The following is a 15,477-nucleotide window of genomic DNA, read 5'->3' as shown; positions in this document are numbered from 1 at the left end:
AAGCCCATTGGAGGAATCCATGCAAAACGCTCCCATTCTGATTGAAGAGAACATCTTGAAACGGCGCGATGTCGCCAGCATCGATATCGTTGAAAACGCTTTTTCGAACGGCCCGGTGGCCGAGGCCTTGCGGCAGGCGCCCAGCATCGAACGCCGCAAAGGCTTGAGCAAGGAGGCGTTTGATCGGGAGTACCGCGCTGGCCAGCGGCCGGTGATCCTGGAAGGCTATGCCGCCGACTGGCCGGCGGTGCGCAACTGGAGTTTCGAGCGCCTGGCCCAGCGCTGCGGCGACACGCCGGTGGTGGTCAACAGCTATAGCAGCCAGCGCTCCGCCCAGGCCAGCTTCGCCGAATTCGTGGCCATGATGATGAACAACGAAGGGCCGGACACGCAGCCCATCTATCTGCAGGAATGGTACTACAAGGCCTCCCGCCCGGAGCTGGCCGCGGATCTGCCCGAGATGGACATCGCCCAGTACGATTTTCGCCGCGATTTGTACGGCGAGGTCATTTCCACCAACCACCAGCTGTGGCTGGGCCAGCGCGGCGGCGTCACCCGGCTGCATCAGGATTCCTACACCATCGATGTCATGCATGTGCAGCTGGTGGGCGAGAAACATTGGATCGTCATGGGGCCGGAGGCGAAGCTGGCGGAAACGGCGGACGGCGGCGCGGACCTGGCCGCGCTGGCCCAAGACCCGGCCACCCAGCTGATGCAATGCACCTTGAAGCCCGGCGATGTGCTGTACCTGCCCGCCTTGTGGTTCCACCGCATCAAGCTGCTGAGCAACTCGATAGGCCTGGGCCGCAAATGCCTGGACCAGGCCAATCTGCAAATCCACATCCGGCAGCGGATGGCGGAATTGCTGGCGCTGGCGCTCAACCCGGAAGAGGTCAAGCTCACCCACCCGGAGCTGTTCAATGTGGTGATGATGCGCAACCGGGTCTGGGCCAAGCGCATGGGCATCGATTTGTCGAAACTGAGGCCTTGAGCCGGCGCCGGCCTGGCCAGGACATAACTAAATTAGAGTCTGTTCAAAATCTAGCGAGCAAGAGCGAGACAAGGCGAAAACGGCTGAGAAAGCGGAATGTACAAGTGGTACATGAGCATTTCGAAGCTGTACTCACCGTGTGGCATCTCACGCAGCGCAGCAGATTATGAACAGGCTCTTAGAGGAGAAGAGAATGAAGCAAGCGCACGTGCTGGTCGTCGGGGGACTGGACCACACGCTGGACAAACTGGAGCAACTGGGCGTCCGCTATTCGATGATGCAGACCCTGGAGCGCGTCAACGAGCGGCAGTACCGCGCGGCCACGCGCTACGCGGTGATGGATTACGAGGATATGGAGGAGGTGCTGTTGCTGGCGCGGGCCTGGCATGCCAGGGACCCGTTCGACGCGGTGGTGTCCTTCACCGAATACGGCCTGCATCCGGCATCGCAATGCGCGATCGAGCTGGGCATTCCGGGCGACAACCTGGAGGCGGTGCTGCATACCCGCGACAAGATCAAGATGCGCGAGCTGCTGGGCCAGCATGGTCTGAGCCCGGTGCAGTACCGGGTTTGCCAAAGCGTGGACGACGCCAGGGCCTTCTTCCGTGAGCTCAAGGGCGAAGCGATGGTGTTGAAGCCGTTTGCCGGCGGCCTCAGCGAAGGGGTGTTCTTCGTTGACGCGGAAGCGCATCTGGAAGCGCGCTGGAACGGTTCCCGCGCGGTGATGGACGGCCCCATCCTGGCCGAGGAATTCCTGCACGGCCCGGAATACAGCGTCGAATCCATCTCCATCAACGGCCGCCATCAGATCGCGATGATCACCGAGAAGGAAACCACGGCGCTGCCGCGCTTCATCGAGCTGGGCCACCAGGTGCCGGCGCGGCTGGACGAGGCGCAGCAGGCGGCGGTCAAGGAACTGGTCACCCGCTTTTTGGACGTCATCGGCCAGAAAACCGGGCCCGCGCACACCGAGATCCGCCTGACCCCGTCCGGCCCCCGCATCATCGAGTCGCAGACCCGGGTGGGCGGCGACCAGATCTGGGAAATGTGCGAGATGGTCAGCGGCGTCAACCTCACCGGCGAAACCGTGGCGGTGCTGACCGATTCGCCGCGGCCGGAGCGCAAGCCGGTGGCCCAGGCCGCCGCCATCCGCTTTTTCTCCTACGAGAACGCCCGCATCCTGGACGTGCGCGGCATCGAGCAGGCGAGAAGCGCGCCGGGCGTGGTCCGGCTGGATTGCCAGTTGCAAGCCGGCAAGCGCTACGACACGCTGAAGTCGTCCAACTCGCGCCAGGGCTATGTGCTGTGCGTGGGCGACACCATAGAGCAGGCCGTCGCCAACGCCGAGGCGGCGCGCGACGCGGTGCAAGTGGCCTGGGAGCCGCTGGCCGAGGAATAGGGGTCGCAGATCCTGCCGGCAGGCCAGTCCGTCGCGCATGCTTTCACGCCGCGCGGCGGACTTTAACCGTTTCTTGAATCCATCCGAATCAAAGACAGGCAAGCATGAACTCGCATCCGGTCCGGCGCAGCGTGCTGTACATCACCGCGCATTACATCATGACCTATCTAGGCTACTACGGCCTGGTCTCCACCCTGGTGGTCACTCTCAACAAGGGCGGGTTCAGCGCGGAACAGATCGCCATGCTGGTCATCCTGTTCACCTTGACCACCAAGGCGGCGAAGATACCGCTGGCGCCGTGGCTGGACCGGATGGCGGCGACGCATTCCGTGTTGATAGGCTGCGGCATGGCCGCCGTCGGTTTCTTGCTGCTGTATTCAGCCCAGGGCTTTTATCTGACCGCCTGTGCGCTGACGCTGTCCGGCACCGGCATTTCCATCAACGCGCTGGCGAGCAAGCAATTGGCCGCGGCCACCAGCGACATGATGGACAACCGCGCCAAGCTGTTTTCCATCACCTATATCGGCATCAACATCGCGGCGGCGGCGGCGGCGCCGCTGGCGCTGTTCCTGGTGGCCCAGGGGCAATACCGGCTGGTGTTGATCGGCATCGCCGTTTCCTATTGCATCGCCGGCGTGGTGACCTTCCTGAATTTCACCAAGCTGGGCATGAAACGCCCCGGCGGCGGCGCGCCGTCGTTCCGCTCCTATTGGAATCTGCTCTACCTGCCGGGCATGGCGCCCTTTCTGCTGATCAACTTCTTATGCTGGCTGCTGTACGGCCAGCTGTTCAATGTGCTCGCGCTCCATGTCTCGGAAACGCTGGCGCTGCCCGGCAAGCTGGGCTGGTTGTACTCCTTGAACGCCTTGCTGGTGATCGCGCTGCAATTGCCGGTCACCCATCTGGCCCACGGCTGGAGCGGCGGCAAGCCGCTGGGCATCGTCCGTTCCTCCTACGCCACCTTCGCGCTGGCCTTCATCATGCCCTTCATTCTCCCTGGCTATGGCGGCGCGCTGGCCTTTGTATTGCTGTTCACTTTCGCCGAGATGATGTTCGCGCCGAGCATGGACGTGCTGCTGCTGTCCTTGATCGGCAAGGAAAGCCGCGCGGTGGGCTATAGCGTGCTGTCCATCAGCACCGCGTTGGGGGAATCGCTGGGCGGGGGCATGGGGGTGGCGGTGTACCGCTGGATGGCGGACTACGGCCATGCCGGCCAGTTCTGGCTGCTGCTCACCGGCCTGTCGCTGCTGTGCATCGCCGTCGCCTATGTGTTGCAGGAGTCCAGCGCCGGTTTGCGCTCGCTGGCGGCCGGCGCGGCTTAGAACCTGTTTACGATCTGCTGCGCGTCGGCGATACGGCGTTGAAAACAGCTTCGAAATGCTCATGTACCACTTGTACATTCCGCTTTCTCAGCGGTTTTCGCCTTGTCTCGCCTTAGCTCGCGAGATCGTAAACACGTTCTGCGCGACGCGCGGCAGAGCGTAAACCGGTTCAGTGGCGGATCTGGGTGCTGCCGGCCTCCGCCAGTGCCTCCAGCAACAGCGCGGTGCTGGCGCCGGGCAGGCTGAACGGGTCCAGCCGCGTCTGGGCGGAATAGCGCAGCAGCAGCGAGGCGTTGAGCTTTTCCATCATCACCTCCGCCATGCTCCAGTTGGCGAAGCGGCGTTGCTCCACTTCCTGGTAGTCCAGCAGGGTCAGGCATTGATGGCGCGGGTCGTGGGCCAGTTTCTGGTACAGCAGATTGACCTCGGCGCGGCCGCCTTCCAGCGATTGCACGAACACATCCTTGCTGTAGCACAGCACCCCGGTGATGCCCTGGGCCGGATTGTATTTGCGCGCGGCGATCATGATGTCGTCCACCAGATCGCTGTCTATCGATTTGTGCGCGCGGCTGCAGTAGGTCAGGCGTACCAGCATGAGTCTCCCCTTGGATGCGAAGAGGCCGCGCCGGATCGGCGCGGCCTCGTTTTCATCTTAGCCGCTGCGCGCCGGCTTGCCGCCGGCGACCGCCTTATTTATGCATCAAGGACAGGAATTCGCGGCGCAGATTGGCGTCGCTGAGGAAGGAGCCGCGCATCACGCTATTGGTCATCTTGCTGTTGCTGTCCTTGACCCCGCGCCAGTGCATGCAGAAGTGGTCGGCCTCCATCACGATGGCCAGGCCGTCCGGCTGCAGCTTCTTCATCAGCAGGTCGGCGATCTGCGACACCGCCTCTTCCTGGATTTGCGGACGGGTCATCACCCAGTCTATCAGCCGCGCGTACTTGGACAGGCCGATCAGATTGGAATGCTCATTGGGCATCACCCCCACCCAGACGCGGCCGATGATGGGGCACAGGTGGTGGGAGCAGGCGCTGCGCACCGTGATCGGGCCGACGATCATCAACTCGTTCAGCTTTTCCACATTGGGGAACTCGGTGCTGGCCGGCATCGGCACATAGCGGCCGCGGAAGACTTCCTTGATGAACATCTTGGCCACGCGCTTGGCGGTGTCCTGGGTGTTGTGGTCGTGTTCGGTGTCGATGACCAGGCTTTCCAGCACCGCTTTCAGTTTTTCCTGAACCTCGGATTGCAGCAGGTCCAGTTCGCCGTCCTCGATGTGGGCGGCGATATTGTCGTTGGCGTGAAAACGGACGCCGGCTTGCTGCAGGCGGCTGCGGATGCGCTGTGAGACCGGCAGATGGTCAACGGTATTGGTCTTGTTCATTGTGTTGGCAGTCTCGGATGCTTATTTATCATTTTGGCGCCGCCATGGCTGGCGGCTCTATCCATTGCGCATGACTTGGGGCGGGGCAGGCGGTGGGCGCCTCCCCGGAAGGCGGCGTGGTTGGAGCCTGACCGATGCGACAGGAACGCTCCATGTTAGCACAAGCGCCGGAGCGCATCCGCAGCCGATGCGTCTAGTAGAAACCCTTAGCCCGTCAGGGCTTGACGCGGGAAGTCCTTAATTTGACGGGCATGCAAAGTCAATGCCGGCGGCTGGCCGCAGCCGATCTTGCTGTCCTTTCGGACTGGGGCGCGCGCGGCGCGGCGGCCCCCTTCGCGCCGTTGCGAGCCTTGCCGCGCCGGAGGCGCGCCCGTCGGCTGCGCCGCCGCCGGCGCGTGTTGGCGTTTTCGACACAGAAATGATCCGGATTGTATTTCCGCCGGCCTGGATTACCACTCACATAACAAGGACAACTCATCTGGAGACAGTACGGTATGGACAGCCAAGCGCAAACCGGCCGGCAACGCTGGGCCCGGGACTATGTGTTCGACGCCTTGAGCCAATTGGGCATCCACCGCATTTTCGGCGTGCCGGGCACCAATGAAATTCCCATCATCGACGGCACCTCCTACCCGGAAAACCAGGTGGAGTACATCGAGTGCCTGCACGAAAACATCGCCATGGGCGCGGCGATGGGCTCGGCGCGGATGACCGGCAAGCCCGGCGTGGTGGTGGTGCACGTCACCCCGGGCATCGCCCACGGCATCGGCAATCTGTTCAACGCCTGGCGTTCGCAGGCGCCGCTGGTGATTCTGTGCTGCCAGCAGCAGAACGAGCTGGTCACCCAGGAGCCTTTGCTGGCCTCCAATCTGGTGGACCTGGCGCGGCAATACACCAAGTGGGCGCATGAGGTGCGCACCGAGCAGGAACTGCCTATGGTGTTGCAGCGCGCCTTCAAGGAGGCGATGGCGCCGCCCAACGGCCCGGTGTTCGTCGCCATTCCCTGGGAATTCACCATGCGCCGCATCGGCGACGCCGACCGCCTGCCCGGCATTACCCGCATCTCCCCGCATTTCGTCGCCGACGCCGACGCCATCCGCCAGGCGGCCGCCATGCTGCGCGAGGCGGCCAACCCGCTGATCGTGGTGGGCGACGCCGCCGGCTACGCCGAGGCCTGGCCGGAACTGCAGGCGCTGGCGGAGTTGATAGGCGCGCCGGTGTCGCTGCAAACCTTCAGCAGCCTGGCCAACTTTCCCAACGGCGATTACCACTGGCAGGGCGAGCTGCCCGGCGGGCAGAAAGACCTGCAGCAAGTGTTCGCCGGCCACGACGTCGCCTTCTTGTGCGGCTTCAGCAACCAGGCCCAGGTCACCGTGTTCAAGTACAGCGACGGCCCGCTGATTCCGCCCTCGGTGCGTCAGGTTTACCTGAGCAACAACAGCTGGGACATCGGCAAGAACTACTACGGCGAGTGCGCGCTGTTCGGCGACATCAAGGCCACCTTGCCGCTGCTGAACCGGGAGATCGGCGAGCAGCCGTCGGCGGCCGCGCGGCAGCGCAATCTGTCGCTGCGGCAAAAGTCCGAAGCGCGGCGGCTGCAATGGGACGTCTATCTGCGCGAGGCGATGCGGCAGCAAGAAATCTGGGCGGTGGTGATCGCCGACGCGCTGCGTCTGGAAATCAGCGAACGCCGGCTGGAAAAGCAATTCGTCTACGTGCACGAAGCGGTGTCGGACCCGGCGCCGTTCCAATACCTGCTGCCCTTCACCGAAGAGGCCGCCGCGCCGATCAGCTACTACTGCGTCGGCGGCGGCTCCCTGGGCTGGTCCATGCCCGCCACCCTGGGCATCAAGCTGGAAGCGCAAGGCTGCCAGGGCATAGACACCCGTTTCGTGGTGGCGGCCACCGGCGACGGCTCCTCGCTGTTCTACCCGCAAACCTGGTGGACCGCGCAGCACCGTCAGCTGGGCGTGCTCTACATCATCACCAACAACCACGAATACCACACCCTGCAAATGGGGCTGCAGCAAGTGGAGGCGATGTACGGCGACGCGCCCGGCTACGGCTGGCAGGCGCGCACCCAGGACCCGGAATACCTGCGCATCCACCGGCCCAAGCCGGACTTCGTCGCGCTGGCCAAGGCCTTCGGCGGCATGGAGGGCGAGGTGGTGGTCCATCCGGAGGCGGTGCGCGCCGCGGTGCGGCGCGGGCTGGACCACGCGCTGGCCGGCCGCGCCTACGTGCTGGACATGCAGACCGTGGGCCTGGACCAGCCGCCGCCAACGCCGCAGCAGGCCAACGCCCGCTACCGCCATCAGCCGCGATTGGACTGTTTCCACGTGCCGGACGGGGACGCCCAGCGCAACACGGACAACGGCCGGCCGGCCAATGTGCCGGTGATCTTCTGATCCCGGCCCCACTCAGCGAGGACAAGCAAAATGGCCAGCGAAAACATAGACATCGCCATTGTCGGCGGCGGCGTGTCCGGCGTGTACAGCGCCTGGCGGCTGCAACAACACTATCCCCAGCTCAAGATCGCGGTGTTCGAGGCCAGCGATCACATCGGCGGCCGGCTGCTGTCGGTGCGGCCGCCGGACATCCCGGACATGGTGGCGGAGCTGGGCGGCATGCGCATCCTGCCGGAAGTGCAGCCGCTGATCTACGACCTGATCCAGGAGTTGAACGCGCTGCTGCCGGCGCCGGAGCAGATCGAGCTCTACCGCTTCCCGGTGGACGAGCCGCAAAACATCGCCTATCTGCGCGGCGTCTACCTGCGCTTGCAGGACTTCACCACCGAGCCGGACAAGGTGCCGTACCGGCTCAACTTTCTGGACCGGGGCCAAACCGGCGGCGGCGTCATCATCGACGCCATCGAGCAGATCGTGCCCGGCATCACCAATAAATCGCTGACCGAGGAGGAGCGCCGGCTGATGGCGCAGAGCGCCAGCTTCGGCGGCGTGCCGCTGTACCAGCAGGGCTTCTGGAACGTGCTGTTCCGCGTGATCACCGGCGAGGCTTATCAGTACGCCGAAGACACCGGCGGCTACGACACCACGCTGTGCAACTGGAACGCCGCCGACGCCATCCCCTGGTTTCTGTCCGACTTCGGCGTGTCGGCGCAATACATGGGTTTTTGCAACGGCTTCCAGCAAGTGCCGCTGGTGTTGGCCCAGTTGTTCCAACAGGCCGGCGGCGAGGTGAGGCTGGAAGCGCCGGTCAGCGGCGTGACGCGCAGCGAGCAGGGCTTCCAGTTCCAGGCGCAAGGCCAGACCGTGTCCGCCAAAACCCTGATTCTGGCGATGCCGCGCCGCGCGCTGGAACTGCTGTCCGCCACCAGCCCCTGGCTGCAGGAGGCCGCGCGCTTCCAGCAATTGACGGCCAGCGTCACGCCGCGGCCGCTGTTCAAGCTGTTCACCACCTACAACAGCCCCTGGTGGCTCAATACCGGCTACAGCACGGCCGACGGCGACTACGTGCCGGTCAAGTCCGGCCGCTCCGTCACCGATTTGCCGGTGCGCCAGACCTATTACTGGCCGCGCAGCAACGGCCTGCCCGCCTTGCACGGCCACGCCATGTTGCTGGCCAGCTACGACGACGGCGACAACACCGGCTTTTGGGACGGCTTGCGCGGCCGCCGCCACAGCGCCTGGAAGAAGGGGCTGGAAGTGGCCGAGCTGGCCGATCCCTTCATCGGCGCGGACGACCAGGTGCGCGCCAAGGAGCTGAGCTGGCACCGCTACAAGGCCCCGCGGATGATGACCGAGGAAGTCACCCGCCAGCTGACGGTGATGCACAGCCTGTCCTACACGCCCAAGGTGCGCAACGCCGCCTTCCGCGACTGGGGCGACGACCCCTACGGCGGCGGCTGGAACAGCTGGAACATCGGAGTGAAGAGCTGGGAGGTGAAGCGGCAGATCATCCAGCCGCTGGACGGCCAGCCGCTCTATGTGTGCGGCGAAGCCTATTCCGACGCCCAGGGCTGGGTGGAGGGGGCCTTGCAGACCGCGGACATGATGTTGGCCAAGTTGGTCTGAGAACCTGTTTACGATCTGCTGCGCGTCGGCGATACAGCGTTGAAAACGTCTTCGAAATGCTCATGTACCACGTGTACATTCCGCTTTCTCAGCCGTTTTCGCCTTGTCTCGCCTTAGCTCGCGAGATCGTAAACAGGTTCTGAGAACCGGTTCAAGGTTCGGCGCGTCGCGGCGCTTCCGTAAGCGGGACAGACGCGGTCTGTCCCGCTTGGCGCGCGGCCCGGCGCGCGCTACCATACCGTTTTCGCGCGGCGATCCCGCCGCGCATGTTCCGAGGTAATCGTCCGATGCGCCATTGATGCCGCCGTCCCCTGGACGGCCACGTTCTCCGCCCCCTGCGCGCAGGGGAATGTTAGGCATCCCTGGAAGCTTCATGACCCACACCCATCTCACTTTGGACGATGTGTCCTATCTGCTGCCCGACGGCAGAGTTCTGTTCAGCCAGCTCAATATGGTGTTCCACCCCCAGCGCATCGCCCTGGTGGGCCGCAACGGCGTGGGCAAGACCGTGCTGGCGCGCTTGCTGGCCGGCGAGCTGCAACCCAGCGCCGGCCGCTGCCTGCGCGGCGGGACGGCGCATTACCTGGCGCAGAGGGCCGGCGCGCCGCGGGGCGGCACCGCCGCCGGCCTGGCCGGACTGCAAGCGCCGCTGGACGCGCTGGCGCGCATCGAGGCCGGCGGCGTCGACGCGCGCGATTTCGAACTGCTGGCCGAACGCTGGGACCTGCGCCAGCGGCTGGAACGCGAATGGCGGCGCTGCGGCCTGGGCCATCTGCGCCCGGAGACGCCGGCCGGCGCGCTCAGCGGCGGCGAGGCCGCGCGGGCGGCCTTGAGCGGGGCGATGCTGTCCGACGCCGATTTCCTGATCCTGGACGAGCCCAGCAACCACCTGGACCGGGATCAGCGGCAGGCGCTGATCGAGCAACTGTCCCGCTGGCCGCGCGGCCTGCTGCTGATCAGCCACGATCGTCAGCTGCTGGCGCGGATGGAGCGCATCGTCGAACTGTCGCCGCAGGGCCTGACCGGCTACGGCGGCGCTTACGATTTTTACGCAGAACAGAAGGCGGGGGAGCAGGCGCGCGCGCAGTCGCTGCTGGAACAGCGCAAACAAGAGCGCTTGCGCGGACAGCGGGCGCTGCGCGAACAGCAGGAAAGGCAAGAGCGGCGGCAGGCCCGCGGCGATAAGCGCGGCCGCGAGGCCAATCAGGCCAGCATCCTGCTGGACCGCCAGCAGCAGCGCAGCGAAGCCAGCGCCGGCAAGCTGCGGCGGCAACAGGCCGCGGCGCGGGAAGCGCTGGATCAGGCGGTGCGCGAGGCCGCCCGGCGGGCGGAAGACGAGGCGGCGGTGGTGGTGCACGCCTTGCCGCAGGGGCGGGCGCTGCCGCGCGTCGCCGTCGCGCTGGACGAGGTGGAGCTGCCTTTCGCGCCGCCGGCCACGCGCCGCGTCCATCTCAGCCTGGGCGGCGGCCGCCGCATCGGCGTCGTCGGCGCCAACGGCTGCGGCAAGTCCACCTTGCTCAAGGTGCTGGCCGGGCAATTGCGCCCGCTGGCCGGCCGGGCGCGGGTTCCGGCCGGCTGCGCTTACCTGGCCCAGGACCTGGACGGGCTGGACCCCGGACGCGGCGCGATCGAACAGCTGCTGGCCGCCAATCCGGCGGCCGGGGAAAGCCGGCTGCGCATGCTGCTGGCCCAACTGGGGCTGGACGCCGGACTGGCGGCGCGGCCCTGCGGCCTGCTCAGCGGCGGCGAGCGGCTGAAGGCGGCGCTGGCCCGCGCGCTCTACGCCGATCCGCCGCCGCCGTTGCTGCTGCTGGACGAACCCAGCAATCATCTGGACCTGCCGTCCTTGCAAGCGCTGGAAGCGATGCTGCGCAATTACCGCGGCGGCCTGCTGGTGGTGTCGCACGACGACGCCTTCCTGGACGCGCTGGGCCTGGACGGCTGGCTGACGGCGGACGAGAACGGCTGGCGGCTGCGGGACGGCGCGGAGCGGGACGCGGGGGGCATCGATAAAAGTTCGTTTTAGGTAATTTAACGTACAGATATACTAAAAACGCATGAATATAGTTAAAGCGCTGACGAAAACCGTCGGCGCTTTTTCATTCCAGTGACACGCAGGCTGGCCGGATGACGAGGCGGATGGGCGAGGCATTTGGGTGGGTGCGGAGATTCCCCGGAGGCGCGGCGGCCGCTTGGCGGCTCAGCGGCGAAGGCCTCTTGCCGGCGTGAAGCCGATAGGGAGCGCGGACCGCATATTGCCTCCAGTCGCAGAACGCGCCGCCGGTATCCGCTCCATCCAGACGACGGCGCCGCCAAGCCAAGCATGCCTCGGTCACAGTGCTCAAGCCAGGAGGACACCATGGCCCAACCGGAAGTGAACAAACTGCTGATGCGCGCGGTGAGCGATAACGATTTCCGCGCCAAGTTCTTGTCGGACCCCATCGCCGCGGCGAAGGACGCCGGCGCCAACAGCGCGACGGTCGCCGAATTGAAAAAGATCGACGTCGCGCGCCTGCGCGCCCAGTTCGACCACCTGACCCGGGTGTCCGGCGACTTGCTGGCCGGCTCGGTGGTGGCGGCCGGGCATAGCCGCGACTGGAGCGACCGCAGCAATATCCACGACAACGACGGCCACATCCACGACAAGGCGGCCAGCGTGTTTTCCCCGGGCGATCTGGTCACCAATCCGGGGGTGTCCACCACGCTGAACCCGGCGGCGGTGCGCGACGCGCTCAAGGACCCGCTGGTGCTCAAGGAAATCGAAAATAATCCCCAGATCAAGGCGGCCTTGAAACGCGGCGTCAAATAGCCGCGCGGCGAGCGGACCCCGGCGCGGCCAGCCGCGCCGGGGCGGATTTTCTGGCGGCCCGCTTGCGGGCCCCTCGGTGGGGCGACGGCGATGATCATCCGGCTGACGGCTTCCTGCAACAACAAGTGTTTCTTCTGCATCGTGGACGACGAGATCGCCCAGCGCGCCTTCCGGCCGCTGGAGGAGATCGTGGCCGAGCTTGAGCGGGCGGCGCCGGACGAGGAAGTGGACATCTTCGGCGGCGAACCCACCATAGACCCGGTGTTCTGGCAGGTGCTGAGCGAGGCGCTGAAAACCGGCCGCCGCGTCAGCCTGGCCTCCAATGTGCGGCTGTTCTCCCACCGCCCGGCGGCGGAGCGGCTGGCGGCCATGGCCGACGGCCGGCTGGAAGTGCGCACTAGCCTGATGGGCCACAACGCCGAGCTGCACGACAAGCTCAACGGCGTGCGCGAGGGCGCGTTCCGGCAAACCCTGCGGGGTATCCGCCACCTCAGCGAGCTGGGCTTCGACATCCAGACCAATATCGTGATCCTGGCGGAAAACGTCGAACACCTGCTGGCCACCGGCGTGAGCGCGGTGGAGGCCGGCTCCTCGCGGCTCAAGTTCAGCGGCAGCGTGCGCACCGGCAAATTCATCGACTCCATCGCCGATCCGGCGCTGGTGCGCGAACGGCTGCGCACCATCGTGCCGCTGTTCCGCGCGCTGGGCGTGCCGGTGACGCTGGAGAAACTGGCGCCTTGCCTGATCCCGGACTTCCTGGACCTGCTGATCCGCGATTCCGATCCGGCGGTGGACACCCATCCCTGGTACGAAAAAACCCGCGCCTGCCGCGGCTGCCGGCTGGCCGACGCCTGTCCGGGCGCCGAGCGCGGCGCGCTGATCCGCCACGGCAAGGACTGGGTGCGGCCGCTGGCCGAAATCCCGGAGGAGCTGATAGACGAGGTGCGCGTCGCCGCGCTGGAGCGCTATCAGCCGCGGCGCGACAAGCCCTTTCTGCGGGTGTTGTTCGATCACCAGGACCTGTCCTCGCTGGGCCTCATCGCCAGCTTCTCGCGCCAGCATCCGCAACTCTATCTGATCGCCTAACCCGTCACCCGTCCGCGAGGCCCGTCATGAACCACGTCGTCACCCCGATTCGCCCGATTGAAGCGCAGGCGCCGCGCGCGGCTCCGGCCCCCGCCCAGCCGGACCGGGCCGGCATGGAGGACATTTTCGCCGACTTCCGGCTGCGCGACCGCTGGAAGCCCAATTACCGCGCCCGCGACGTCGGCGACGGCGTCTTCCTGTCCAGCGACCAGGGCAGCTGGGCGCTGCTGAGCCGGGACGAATACCGCGCGCTGCGCAGCATCGCCCTGCCCAGGGCCTTGCACGACATGCTGGAGGAGCGCGGTCTGATCCTCACCGCGCGCAACGCCGGCGCGGTGATGCGCGCCTACGAAGACTGGTCCGCCAATTATTTTCCCGGCACCGCGCTGCACATCATCGGCATGACGCGGCGCTGCAATCTGCGCTGCGCCTACTGCCACGCCGCCGTGGTGCGCGACAGCTCGGACCCGGCCCGCTACGACCTGGACGAGGCCACCGCGCGCGCCATCGTCGACTTCGCCTACCAATCGCCGTCCTCGCGCATCCATTTCGAATTCCAGGGCGGCGAAGCCACGCTCAACTTCGGCGCGGTGCGCTATCTGCACGCCTACGCGATGATCAAGAACCTGGCGCACAAGCGCGCCCTGTCCTTCTCCATCGTCAGCAACGGCGTGGAGCTGCCGGACGAGGTGCTGGACTACCTGGCGGCCAGCCGCATCAACATCACCACCTCCATCGAGTTCGACGCCGCGGAGCATCCGTCGCTGCGCGTGGACTGGGACGGCCGCGGCCATTGGGACGACATCCGCCGCAACCGCGCCCGCATGCGAGAACGCGGCCTGGACGTGCCCTCGCTGATCGTGGTGGGGCGCAACAATCTGCACAAGCTGCGCGACTACGTCGATTTCGCGGTGGCGGAAGGACAGTCGTCCATCTTCTTCTCCCCGGTGCAGAAAATGGGTTTCGCCAAGGGCAAATGGGACAGCGTGGGCATGGAGATGGACGAGTTCTTCGACGCCTGGCGCGACGCGCTGGACTACATCTTCTCGCTGTGGGACCAGGGCATTCTGCTGGAAGAACGCTATTTCTCGCTGGCGCTGGAAAAGCTGTTCAACAACCGCGACGTCAAATACGTGGACTTCCGCAACCCCAGCGGCATGGTGCTGGGCAATCTGGCCTACGACCACCTGGGCAACGTCTACGGCTGCGACGAGGGCCGCGGCCACGCCGATTTCCGCATCGGCAACGTGCACACCGACAGCTACGCCGCCGCGGTCAGCTCCGACAAGGCGCGCCAGCTGGTGTCCTACTCGCTGCGCGAGCACGACGCCTGCCAGGTGTGCGCCTACCGGCCTTATTGCGGCGTGTCCCCCATCGTCAGCAAGGGCGAAACCCATTCGCTGGACCCGCAGCCCTTGACCAGCTCCTGCTGTCAGCGTACCCGGCACCTGTTCGACTTCGTGGTGAAGCTGATGCGCGAGCGGCCGCAGCGCGTCGACCAGGCGCTGACCATCATCCGGATGAGCACCCAATGAGCGCCGCCCGAGACCTCCTCGCCGGCGAGTTGCTGGCCGGCGGCGAAGGCGCGCGCATCGCGGTGGAGGCGCTGGCGGTGCTGGCCGGCCTCAAGCCGCTGGCGCGTTTCACCGCCGGCGGCGACAGCGCCGCGCGGCTGTGCGCGCTGCTGGACGCCTGCGGCCTGCGCCACGGCCAATACGTGCCGCCGCCGGACGACTGGGGCTACCGCCACGCCACCGCGGCGGAGCGCGCCGCCTTCAGCCGCAGCGACGCGCGGGTCTATTACGCGCGGGACGCGGAGGCGCTGGAACAGGGGCTGGACGCCCAGCGGCGGCAAGACAATGTGGCGCTGGGGCGGGCGCTGGGCTATCCGGCCTGCTGCATCGCCGCCAACGAATACTTCGGCGCCGCGCCGATGACGGATCTGCTGCGGGTGGCGCGCACCCCGGGCGGGCGCGACTGGCGGCTCAATGTGTTCCTGACCGAGATGGAGGTGGGGCGCGGCTCGCCGTATTACCTGATCTCCCACTTCCCCTGCCATCTGGGCTGCCGCGCCAGCATAGACTACGCCGCGGCGCTGCTGGACGCGCTGCGCGACGCCGTCCCGGCCTTCGCCGCCCAGCTGGAGCGCCTGCTGCCGCTGCCGCTGCTGCTGCGCGACGAGGAAGAGCCGCCGGAGGCGCGGCGTTACGGCAATTTCGGCGCCCAGCTCTACGGCGGCGGCGTGGGCGACGCGGTGTTCTATCAGGGCTGGCGGCCGTTGCGCGCCAGCGACCGTCTGCCGGAGGCCCGGCTGGACCAGGGCGATTGCATCGCATGGCAACAGGAGGACTTATGCGTGCTCAGTGCGCGGGACGGGCGCGAAGTGGCGAGGCTGCCCACGGAACGCTGGCATTTGGTGGCCTTTCAATAGCCGCGGCGGCCGCCGCCTCG

General features: G+C 66.3%; 12 protein-coding genes. 10 read left to right on the top strand and 2 right to left on the bottom strand.

Annotation, left to right across the window (positions count from 1 at the left end):
* Positions 1-19 precede the first annotated feature (19 nt).
* The 3 genes from JW897_RS07015 to JW897_RS07005 all read left to right on the top strand — a co-directional run bounded on the left by JW897_RS07015 (position 20) and on the right by JW897_RS07005 (position 3,712).
* On the top strand, positions 20-991 hold the full coding sequence (locus JW897_RS07015) for a cupin-like domain-containing protein (protein WP_205465624.1): 972 nt from the start codon (positions 20-22) through the stop codon (positions 989-991).
* Positions 992-1,184: 193 nt separating this feature from the next.
* On the top strand, positions 1,185-2,390 hold the full coding sequence (locus JW897_RS07010; protein ID WP_205465623.1) for an ATP-grasp domain-containing protein: 1,206 nt from the start codon (positions 1,185-1,187) through the stop codon (positions 2,388-2,390).
* 104 nt (positions 2,391-2,494) lie between these two features.
* Complete coding sequence (locus JW897_RS07005) at positions 2,495-3,712, top strand: MFS transporter (protein ID WP_053077167.1); 1,218 nt, start codon at positions 2,495-2,497, stop codon at positions 3,710-3,712.
* A gap of 169 nt (positions 3,713-3,881) precedes the next feature.
* On the opposite strand, the gene JW897_RS07000 is transcribed toward JW897_RS07005, so the two are convergent.
* The gene (locus JW897_RS07000; protein ID WP_205465622.1) at positions 3,882-4,307 is read right to left on the bottom strand and encodes a BLUF domain-containing protein; all 426 of its coding nucleotides are present in this window, start codon (positions 4,305-4,307) and stop codon (positions 3,882-3,884) included.
* Between the two features lie 94 nt (positions 4,308-4,401).
* Positions 4,402-5,097, bottom strand: coding sequence for a GTP cyclohydrolase I (gene folE / locus JW897_RS06995; RefSeq protein WP_048412363.1), 696 nt, complete (start codon positions 5,095-5,097; stop codon positions 4,402-4,404).
* A gap of 494 nt (positions 5,098-5,591) precedes the next feature.
* Between folE and JW897_RS06990 the strand changes: the two genes are divergently transcribed.
* The 7 genes from JW897_RS06990 to JW897_RS06960 all read left to right on the top strand — a co-directional run bounded on the left by JW897_RS06990 (position 5,592) and on the right by JW897_RS06960 (position 15,457).
* Complete coding sequence (locus JW897_RS06990) at positions 5,592-7,505, top strand: thiamine pyrophosphate-binding protein (RefSeq protein WP_205465621.1); 1,914 nt, start codon at positions 5,592-5,594, stop codon at positions 7,503-7,505.
* A gap of 30 nt (positions 7,506-7,535) precedes the next feature.
* The gene (locus JW897_RS06985; RefSeq protein WP_205465620.1) at positions 7,536-9,131 is read left to right on the top strand and encodes a flavin monoamine oxidase family protein; all 1,596 of its coding nucleotides are present in this window, start codon (positions 7,536-7,538) and stop codon (positions 9,129-9,131) included.
* Between the two features lie 373 nt (positions 9,132-9,504).
* A complete protein-coding gene (locus tag JW897_RS06980; protein WP_205465619.1) occupies positions 9,505-11,157 on the top strand; it encodes an ATP-binding cassette domain-containing protein in 1,653 nt (550 codons plus the stop codon).
* A gap of 333 nt (positions 11,158-11,490) precedes the next feature.
* Positions 11,491-11,940: an Os1348 family NHLP clan protein gene (locus JW897_RS06975; protein WP_205465618.1), complete on the top strand. Its 450-nt coding sequence runs from the start codon at positions 11,491-11,493 to the stop codon at positions 11,938-11,940.
* 90 nt (positions 11,941-12,030) lie between these two features.
* The gene (locus JW897_RS06970; protein ID WP_205465617.1) at positions 12,031-13,026 is read left to right on the top strand and encodes a radical SAM protein; all 996 of its coding nucleotides are present in this window, start codon (positions 12,031-12,033) and stop codon (positions 13,024-13,026) included.
* 26 nt (positions 13,027-13,052) lie between these two features.
* Positions 13,053-14,561: a radical SAM/SPASM domain-containing protein gene (locus JW897_RS06965; protein ID WP_205465616.1), complete on the top strand. Its 1,509-nt coding sequence runs from the start codon at positions 13,053-13,055 to the stop codon at positions 14,559-14,561.
* Positions 14,558-15,457 carry a hypothetical protein gene (locus tag JW897_RS06960; RefSeq protein ID WP_205465615.1) on the top strand — a complete coding sequence of 300 codons (900 nt, stop codon included), beginning with the start codon at positions 14,558-14,560 and terminating at the stop codon, positions 15,455-15,457. Before JW897_RS06965 ends, JW897_RS06960 begins: the two co-directional genes overlap by 4 nt.
* The last annotated feature ends 20 nt before the right edge of the window (positions 15,458-15,477 follow it).

Origin of the sequence: Chromobacterium alkanivorans, assembly GCF_016937655.1 — a bacterium.
GTDB lineage: Bacteria > Pseudomonadota > Gammaproteobacteria > Burkholderiales > Chromobacteriaceae > Chromobacterium > Chromobacterium alkanivorans.
This window is presented reverse-complemented; position numbering and strand designations above follow the sequence as displayed.

Excerpts from the sequence above, each read along its gene's own strand:
- JW897_RS07015 (WP_205465624.1), top strand. The coding sequence starts at position 20 with ATGCAAAACGCTCCCATTCTGATTGAAGAGAACATCTTGAAACGGCGC.
- JW897_RS07010 (WP_205465623.1), top strand. The coding sequence starts at position 1,185 with ATGAAGCAAGCGCACGTGCTGGTCGTCGGGGGACTGGACCACACGCTG.
- JW897_RS07005 (WP_053077167.1), top strand. The coding sequence starts at position 2,495 with ATGAACTCGCATCCGGTCCGGCGCAGCGTGCTGTACATCACCGCGCAT.
- JW897_RS07000 (WP_205465622.1), bottom strand. The coding sequence starts at position 4,307 with ATGCTGGTACGCCTGACCTACTGCAGCCGCGCGCACAAATCGATAGAC.
- folE (WP_048412363.1), bottom strand. The coding sequence starts at position 5,097 with ATGAACAAGACCAATACCGTTGACCATCTGCCGGTCTCACAGCGCATC.
- JW897_RS06990 (WP_205465621.1), top strand. The coding sequence starts at position 5,592 with ATGGACAGCCAAGCGCAAACCGGCCGGCAACGCTGGGCCCGGGACTAT.
- JW897_RS06985 (WP_205465620.1), top strand. The coding sequence starts at position 7,536 with ATGGCCAGCGAAAACATAGACATCGCCATTGTCGGCGGCGGCGTGTCC.
- JW897_RS06980 (WP_205465619.1), top strand. The coding sequence starts at position 9,505 with ATGACCCACACCCATCTCACTTTGGACGATGTGTCCTATCTGCTGCCC.
- JW897_RS06975 (WP_205465618.1), top strand. The coding sequence starts at position 11,491 with ATGGCCCAACCGGAAGTGAACAAACTGCTGATGCGCGCGGTGAGCGAT.
- JW897_RS06970 (WP_205465617.1), top strand. The coding sequence starts at position 12,031 with ATGATCATCCGGCTGACGGCTTCCTGCAACAACAAGTGTTTCTTCTGC.
- JW897_RS06965 (WP_205465616.1), top strand. The coding sequence starts at position 13,053 with ATGAACCACGTCGTCACCCCGATTCGCCCGATTGAAGCGCAGGCGCCG.
- JW897_RS06960 (WP_205465615.1), top strand. The coding sequence starts at position 14,558 with ATGAGCGCCGCCCGAGACCTCCTCGCCGGCGAGTTGCTGGCCGGCGGC.